The organism is Oceanobacillus luteolus (assembly GCF_023715655.1).
GTDB lineage: Bacteria > Bacillota > Bacilli > Bacillales > Amphibacillaceae > Oceanobacillus > Oceanobacillus luteolus.
This window is the reverse complement of sequence record NZ_JAMBON010000031.1, coordinates 34954-42984: the sequence shown is the minus strand read 5'-3', so window position 1 is coordinate 42984 and position 8031 is coordinate 34954. Positions and strand designations below refer to the sequence as shown.

Annotated in this window: 7 protein-coding genes; 4 read left to right on the top strand and 3 right to left on the bottom strand. The window is 39.9% G+C overall.

Translation table 11 applies throughout. From position 1 onward, the window contains the following. Positions 1-151 precede the first annotated feature (151 nt). The 3 genes from hpaB to M3210_RS15235 all read right to left on the bottom strand — a co-directional run bounded on the left by hpaB (position 152) and on the right by M3210_RS15235 (position 2600). On the bottom strand, positions 152-1600 hold the full coding sequence (hpaB, locus tag M3210_RS15245; RefSeq protein WP_251516030.1) for a 4-hydroxyphenylacetate 3-monooxygenase, oxygenase component: 1449 nt from the start codon (positions 1598-1600) through the stop codon (positions 152-154). Between the two features lie 197 nt (positions 1601-1797). After that, complete coding sequence (locus M3210_RS15240) at positions 1798-2328, bottom strand: tubby C-terminal domain-like protein (protein WP_251516027.1); 531 nt, start codon at positions 2326-2328, stop codon at positions 1798-1800. 17 nt (positions 2329-2345) lie between these two features. Further along, positions 2346-2600 carry a hypothetical protein gene (locus M3210_RS15235; protein ID WP_251516024.1) on the bottom strand — a complete coding sequence of 85 codons (255 nt, stop codon included), beginning with the start codon at positions 2598-2600 and terminating at the stop codon, positions 2346-2348. A 190-nt stretch (positions 2601-2790) separates the two neighbouring features. On the opposite strand from M3210_RS15235, the gene M3210_RS15230 reads away from it, so the two are divergent. The 4 genes from M3210_RS15230 (at position 2791) to M3210_RS15215 (ending at position 8030) form a co-directional block, all read left to right on the top strand. Next, positions 2791-3969: a DUF6612 family protein gene (locus M3210_RS15230; protein WP_251516021.1), complete on the top strand. Its 1179-nt coding sequence runs from the start codon at positions 2791-2793 to the stop codon at positions 3967-3969. A gap of 174 nt (positions 3970-4143) precedes the next feature. After that, positions 4144-5712: a spore germination protein gene (locus M3210_RS15225; RefSeq protein WP_251516018.1), complete on the top strand. Its 1569-nt coding sequence runs from the start codon at positions 4144-4146 to the stop codon at positions 5710-5712. 43 nt (positions 5713-5755) lie between these two features. After that, entirely contained in the window at positions 5756-6865 is a 1110-nt protein-coding gene (locus tag M3210_RS15220) for a GerAB/ArcD/ProY family transporter (RefSeq protein ID WP_251516016.1), read from the top strand. Then, positions 6855-8030 (top strand): Ger(x)C family spore germination protein, encoded by a 1176-nt coding sequence (locus M3210_RS15215; RefSeq protein ID WP_251516014.1) that lies wholly within the window; start codon positions 6855-6857, stop codon positions 8028-8030. Before M3210_RS15220 ends, M3210_RS15215 begins: the two co-directional genes overlap by 11 nt. The last annotated feature ends 1 nt before the right edge of the window (position 8031 follow it).

Sequence of the window (8031 nt, the reverse complement as noted above, 5' to 3'; positions counted from 1 at the left end):
AGGGCTCAGAGGTCTACACGACCGTTATAAATTCTTGCGTTATCAATCTTGATTGAACCGCCGTATACGGAACCGTACGTACGGTGGTGTGAGAGGACGGAGGTTAATCGCCTCCTCCTACTCGATTATCACAACATAAGTAGATATTAACCTAGTGATCTAATTCTAGAAACTCACTAACCTCTTTAACATAATCACTACGTGGATAGTTTTTGTACAGGCGTCCTGACAAGCGAACAGGGTCACCGAAAAAATACCTTTCATATTGTGTTTGCCTCGTTCCAAATGAGCTCATCGTCATATCCCAGGCTAACCTGAATATTTTCACTCGATCTTCTGCGTTCTTCGTTGCCGCTTGAAGGTACTGGTCAAGATCTGCACGGATAGGAGAATGGAATGCAGCTTCCGTAGGCAAACCAACCAATCCGCTAGCCCCAATCAATTGAATGATTTCTGTAAAGCGTGGGTAAATTTTAGGGAAAATGTTGGTGGCAACCTGAAGTGGCACAATATGTGGCCGCAAAATCCCGCATTGGTCCAATGTCGCATCGTTTTCCGATTTCTCCAATAGAGCTTTCATTGTTTCCAGTCCTATAATGATTTCTGACAGTTTATCTTGGATATGCTGATATTCACTCACGTTAATCGTTTCTACCAAAAGTTCGGCCATACCTAATAGGAATTCTAATTTCACGATTTGTCTTGTCAAAACTTGATGGGTTGTGAAGTTGTGAAAGGAACTTTTGAAAGAGAATTCAGCCGCTGCGAGTGGGTTATCATAATAGAAAACCCGATTCCATGGTACGAGCACATTGTCGAATACAAGGATCGTATCCATTTCTTCCAGTCGAGAGCTTAATGGATGATTAAACGTAGAGTCTCCACCAACAAATGATTCTCTGCAGATGAATTTCAATCCTTTTGCATCGGAAGGAATGGAAAAGCCAAATGCTTCATCTACATCAAGGAGAAATTTAGGGATACTAAAAACTAATACCTCGTCTGTCAATCCGCCTTGAGTCGCTAATAGGCGTGCCCCTTTAATGACAATTCCGTCTTCATTTCTATCTACTACGCGAGCACCAATTGGTTCTTCTTTCGCTGATTCTAAGTAGGACTCGGAACGGTTTACTTGGGGTGGTACAAATGTATGGGTAAATGAAAGATCTTTTTTCATAGCTAATTCATATAAGGATTGAATATTCTCAGGAAAACAGTTTTCTTGGTCTTTTAATATGGAGGAAGAAGTTGCAAAACTCATCATCGCCGTGTTAAGGTAATCCGGACTTCTTCCCATAAATCCGCCCGTTTTTCTAGCCCAGTGCTCACTTGCTTTTCGCCGCCTGATTAGGTCTTCTTTCGTTTTGGGCTGTAAAAAGGAGAGCCCGACCTCGTCTCCTGTTTCTTTTGAGGTAAAAGTCATCTCATCTTTGAATTTAGGATCATGCTGCATATCATACAGGGCGGCTTTTGACTGAATAATTCCTTTGAATGCAGGGTGTTCAGAGATTTTTCCTTCCACCTTTTCTCCATCCAACCAAATCTCGGTATCCAATTTGTTTAACCGATTAATAAAATCCGTCCCATTCATTGCTCCCATAATTACACTCCTATATCGGTTTACTTTTATACCGAATAATCTTGACTGTACTATTTTATTAGTCTCGTTGTTCGCCCGTTCCAATATTTTTGAAAAAATTATTTTAGTGCAACATGAAAAGGAGAGCAGAATAGTAGGTAGGCAGAATAAAAAAAGAATAGCGAATGCTATTCTTTATTTTATGTTATCTTCCAATCTTAATAAACAAGATGTATGACATAATACATGCCCAATACTTCAATTGCCTTTAAATCATGGGTGTTTAAAGTGATTTTAATCTGGTTGGGAACTTGTTTCAGCACCTTAATCTCCGCGCAAATGAATGGACTGTCTTCTATTGATATTAGCCAATTTCCGCTTAAACCATCTTTTTTTAAAAGGTAGCGATGTTCTTTTTTATGGTAAGCTAGCTCGGAATCTGTAGATATTTTCGTTAAATCCTCCATTAAAAAGCTTTCCTTATTTCCATCTCTTTCTAAATAGACATCCCATTTTAATTTCAATAAGTTTGCTTTAAAAGATTGTTCCTGTATTTCTAAGGTATAACCGTCCTGTTCACCGATGATATTTGTATTTTCCAAGATGGAAATAGGCAGGTGATTGGCTACTCGATTTAATCTGCTTGTATAGTTTCGTTGGACATAACCAATTTCTTCATGATTCGAGTCATAAATATAAATTGCTTTATCTGATGGTTTATAAAAGGGTAAAGCAGCAAATAGTTCCATAGTCTTTCTCCTTAGATTTAATTACTTTTTTTGGCAAATTTCCTTGAAATAATATAAGCAATCGATGCTGAAAGAAAAGCAATGATAAAGGTAGGCAGGATGGCACTGTCGTAACTAAAGATCGTTGTCTCTTCTTGAGCCTGCCCAGCTGTGGTGAGCCAAGCATTCGTTACATCCGGAGTATAAAAAAATGTGAGAGCCATTCCCCACAGAATTTGAAATAAGCCGAATAAAACAATAAAACTAGCAGAAAACAGGAGATAATTCTTCATATTCTTCCCCCCACGTTCAATTTCGTTTCATATTATATCTACGAATTAGCTGTTTAAAAGTTTCATTGTGAAGTTTATACATTTAAAGATTGTTGGTTTTCATAAAAATTATATGCCCAATTCTTTCCTCTTAGGCTATAATACTCTTATGCCTTATAAAATAACAGAATAATTAGAGGGAGAAACAGGGATGAAAAAATCAATTGCACTACTTATGATGGCAGTTCTTTTGCTGCTGGCTGCATGTGGGGGAGAAGCAAAAACTGCAGGGGAAGTTATGGAAGAGTCGATTAAAGCGACAGAGGAATTAGAAAGCTATTCCGCTGATATGAAAGTCGATACAGAAGTCATGGGAATGGATATGAATATCGAAGCTGTAAGCGATATTACCCATAATCCAGACACGCTTTATATGGATATGTCGATGGGGATGACAGGTTTCACGATGGATGTGGAAGTTTATGTCGTTGGTGAAGAGGCATATATGAAAATGTTTGGTGAATGGGTCATGATGGATGCAGAAGAAATCGTCGGTTTGGAAGGCTTTGATCAATTGAATCAAACAGAGCTGGAAAAGCTCAATGATTTCATCGACCATTTTGAAATGACGGAAGAAGATGGCATGTATGTCTTGACGTTAACCGGTGAGGGAGAAGAGTTCCAAACGTTGATTGACACTTATCTAGAGGCATCTATGGGTGACTTAGCTATGGATCCAAGCATTGAAGAAGATTTATATACAGATCTAGTCGTCAACAGTCTAAAAATGGAATTGAAAATCGATAAAAAGTCGATGATCATCCAAGAACAAAGTGTAGATGCAGATCTTAGTTTAGATGGGGAATCGTACGCCATCAAAGCAGATACAATCATCTCAAACGTGAATGAAGTGGAGCCAGTAGCAATACCAGATGAAGTAAAGGATAATGCAGTCACTGAAGATTCATTATTGGACTTCGGTTTTACAGAGGAATCCTTGCCACTGGAAGAAATTCGTGAGATTGTTGATTACACGGTTCCTGAAGCAACATTCGTACCTGAAGGATTTGAATTGACAGATTCCTCCTATTACGAGGATGAAATGATAGAAATGGTTTATCTTTCGTATGATAAAGACGGGGATAATTATTTTGGGTTGACTGTTTATCCTTCAAAGGAAGCATATGTTGAAGCTTTTGGGGAAGTTTATGAAGACGAATCGACTGAGACAATCTCTATCAACGGAAGTGAAGGTGTTCTGGAAGTGCTCGACGAGAGTTTCTTGTTTCTGACTTGGGAGCATGAAGATGGAGCATTTTTGGAATTGATTAGTGAAGGTACAGATATCACGAGAGAAATACTTATGGAGATCGCGGAAGGCATTCAATAAATCATGACATGAAAGCAATAGCTCGTAATGAGCTGTTGCTTTTTTATTTATTCTGGAAGCAGGCCGCGATTCCATGAGTTCGAAACATGGGAATAACGTGGAGAAGTTTGTATAAAAAGGAAGGTTTGGGGCAAAAGAAGGATAGAATTTAATTTACCTAAATGAGGGAATAAAATGGCGAGACGTTCCATCTTTAACCGGCTGATGAAGAGTACTAGTAATAGGAATGAAAAAAACGAACAACAAGGGGCATCCCATCCTGTTATAACGAAAAGTTTGGATGACAATATTCAAACAATCAAGCATACGCTTGGAAATCCAACTGATTTAGTTGTCCGTGAACTGATGATTGGCGGAATCGAAAAGCGTGCAGCAATCATTTATATTAGCGGAATTACGGACGAGAAAATGATAAATAGTAATATCTTACAGGCGATTCAGCTTAATCTAAAGAAGTTTGAGACAAATATTTTAGAGCATATACATAATGAAGTTGTGGCGATTACAGATATCGAGAGAGCAGAAACGTTTGACGATGTATCGGTCGGTATCTTAAACGGGAGTTCAGCTTTTTATTTAGATGGGCATAAAGAGGTATTGCTGATGGGGACGAGCGGTGGAGAAGACCGCAGTATAGGAGAACCGGAGTCTGAAACATTGATTCGTGGTCCGAGGGATGGTTTTGTAGAGAATATCCATACGAATATGGCACTGGTACGCCGCGATATTAAAGATACTAATTTGCGCTTTAAACAACATGTGGTAGGAAAAAGATCTAAACAAAAAGTGGTCGTCTGTTATGTTGAAGGTATCGTCAACCCTGAACTGGTGGATGAAATCAATCGGAGAATAGAATCCATTAATATCGGATATATTTCCGATTCGTCGTTTGTGGAGCAGTGGATAGAAGACAACATTTATTCCCCATTTCCCCAATTTATTGATACAGAAAGACCAGATATGGTTTCGGCAGCGGTGACGCAAGGAAAAATAGGGATTATTGTCGATGGGTCGCCCTTTGCACTAATTGCACCGATGACGTTCAGTGATGGTTTAGCTTCACCCGAAGATTATACCCAGCGCTGGATGTCTGCGACTCTTATTCGCATACTCCGTTACTTGGCCGCTCTCATTGCGGTGTTTTTGCCGGGGCTTTATGTGGCATTGGCATCCTTTCATCCAGGGATGATACCGAGTACACTGGCCTATTCCATTGCAGCTTCAAGAGAAGGGGTTCCTTTTCCGAGTGCCATCGAAGCGATCCTGATGGCGGTCACATTTGAACTGTTGCATGAGGCTGGAATCCGGCTTCCTAATGTAATTGGACAAACAATTGGTATAGTTGGTGGCTTAGTCATTGGTGAAGCAGCGGTCAGTGCGGGGATTGTCAGCCCGGTTATGGTAATTGTAACCGCACTAACTGCCATCGCTTCTTTCAGTATACCTTCCTATAGCATGAGCATTGCTTTTCGTTCCTTACGATTTGCTGTGTTGCTGGCAGGCGGATTTTTAGGGTTATACGGTATTATTCTCGTATTTATGATGATTACGATACATCTTGTCAACTTGAAAAGTATTGGTATGCCTTATTCCACTCCATTAGGACCGACGTTTTTAAAGGATTTGAGAGATGTTCTTATCCGGGCTCCTATTACAAGACTGAAGAATCGGCCAGCTTACATGAAAACACTTGATAAAGTTTCCAAGGATACATCGGTGAAACAGAAAAAAGCGGATAAATGAACCCATTTAGACATGCCCCCTCCAAGGAAGGAGAAAGTGAATCATGTCCACCTTTAAATATGCAGATGAAAAGATCAAATCACAAGATATTATGATTGCTGTACCCTCTATGGTGATCGCGGTCGGTATTTTTAATTTTCCAGCCACTTTAGCAGAGTCGACGAGATATGCTGATGGATGGGTTGGCGTTCTCATAGGTGGCATCATTGTGATTTTATTTACATGGGTCGTCGCAAAACTCGCTTCTTTGTTTCCTAATCAGTCATTTCTATCTTACTCATCTTCCCTTGTCTCCAAACCTGTCGCTTCTGTATTGACCATACTGTTTGTCCTGCAAGGGATATTAATTGCTGCTTTTGAAGTTTCGACCATCAGTATTGTGTCTCATCTCTATTTATATGAGCGGACTCCTTATGAGGTTGTGGCAATCACCTTTTTACTGGTGGTTGTATATGCTGTTTCTGGCTCCCGGGCAGGAATCTTCCGCATTAATGTATTGTTCTTACCGCTCATTTTTCTCATATCGGGATTGTTGATGTTGTTCTCTATAAACTTTATGGAAATCAAAAATGTCTTACCAGTATTCACCACAGATATAAGAGGTTATGTTAGAGGGACGTTTGATAGTGCTTTAGCGTATTCGGGAGTTGGAATATTATTTTTCTATGTCTCTTTAGTAAGGGACGTTGAAAAAGTACCAAGTCGGGCAGTATTTGGAATGTCCTGGGTAGTTGTTTTATATCTCTTTGTCTATTTAACCTGCATCGCAGTTTTTGGTCAGGAAACGACAGAGGTGATTCACTTTCCATTCATTGAATTGGCGCAATCGGTGGAAATCCCTGGAGGATTCTTTGAAAGAATGGAATCCATCTTCTTTGTCATTTGGATCACTGCGATCTTCACCACGGCGATGATGTCGTTTGATGTATCGATTATGGCATTGCAATCGCTTTTTCCGAAGTTAAATAAACACACCGCCGTCTTTATTCTGTCACCTATCATCTACTTCATTGCCATGGTCCCCAATAATTACCTCGATCAAATAAAATTCGGGAAGTTGTTGTCTTATGCTACTTGGATTTTACCGGGGTTTGTAGCTATCCTGTTATGGGTCATGTACGCAGTAAAAGGAGGGAATAGGCTTGAAAAATAAGTGTCTGCCACTCGTTGTTATTCTCTCCATCTCATTGTTTATTTTACCTGGCTGTTGGGATGAGGTAGAAATTGAGGATAGAGCATTTATAGCAGCTGTTGCAATTGACTTGGCTGAGGATACGGGAGATGAAACGATTATCGAAATGACGGAACAAATTGTAGTGCCTGCTGGTCTTGGTACATCTACCCATCCTGGAACCGGTAAAGCATATCGGAATATAACGAGATCGGGTAAAAGTATCTATGAAATAAATCGGGATATATCCAGGCAAGAAAGCAGGATATCGAATGTCGAGCATTTAGGATTGATTATCTTGTCTAAAGAATTTGCAGAGCAGGAAGGAATGCTTGCAAATATCCTTGATGTGTTTATTCGTCAGCAATATATGCGCAGAGGCGTTATGGTGGCAGTGACAGATACGAAAGCAAAAGACCTTTTAAGTGTTGAAGTGGAACATATGAAGCTGCCTTCGATAAATATTATCGACATGTTGGAGAAAGACCAGACTGCTGTAACGAAAGAGCCGGCACGGTCTGGGGACGTTCAGGAAAAGCTGTTGTCAAAAAGAAGCTATGCGTTACCCCTGCTTACCATCTTACCCGATCATACCGTAGAATATGAAGGAATTGGCGTCATGGCGGAGGAGCCAAGTAAATTAGTAGGAACATTAACAGATGGTGATGCGAAAGGGCGCCATTTTATTATTGGGAAAAGTCAGCGAGGTAGCGTAATTGCTGAAGTCGATGGAGAGCTCGTCACTTTTGATATTATACTGGGTAATAGTAAATATACGCTCACCAATTCCGATAAAAATTCACTGGCCTTTACCGTGGATATTGAGCTGACTGTTTCCATCAGGGAATATTTTGGCACGAAGAATTTATACAAGGAAGAAGTCAAGAAGGAATTCCAGAATGAATTGGAAAAAGAAGTGAAAAAGGTGACTCATCGGGCTCTCGTTAAAATAAAAGATGAATTCCAAGTGGATGTGTTGGAGTTCGATCGCTATCTCCAAATCCATCACAATAAACTATGGACAGAAATAAAAGATAACTGGGACTATGGGGAAAATTACTTTTCACAAAGCGAGGTAACCATTAACGTAAAAACGAACGTTAGGGAACCGGGAGCCTCTGTAAAAATAAAAGCGAAAGGAGAATGAT

Bases quoted from the DNA above. Each gene is read 5' to 3' on its own strand.
- hpaB (WP_251516030.1), bottom strand. From the start codon at position 1,600: ATGGGAGCAATGAATGGGACGGATTTTATTAATCGGTTAAACAAATTG.
- M3210_RS15240 (WP_251516027.1), bottom strand. From the start codon at position 2,328: ATGGAACTATTTGCTGCTTTACCCTTTTATAAACCATCAGATAAAGCA.
- M3210_RS15235 (WP_251516024.1), bottom strand. From the start codon at position 2,600: ATGAAGAATTATCTCCTGTTTTCTGCTAGTTTTATTGTTTTATTCGGC.
- M3210_RS15230 (WP_251516021.1), top strand. From the start codon at position 2,791: ATGAAAAAATCAATTGCACTACTTATGATGGCAGTTCTTTTGCTGCTG.
- M3210_RS15225 (WP_251516018.1), top strand. From the start codon at position 4,144: ATGGCGAGACGTTCCATCTTTAACCGGCTGATGAAGAGTACTAGTAAT.
- M3210_RS15220 (WP_251516016.1), top strand. From the start codon at position 5,756: ATGTCCACCTTTAAATATGCAGATGAAAAGATCAAATCACAAGATATT.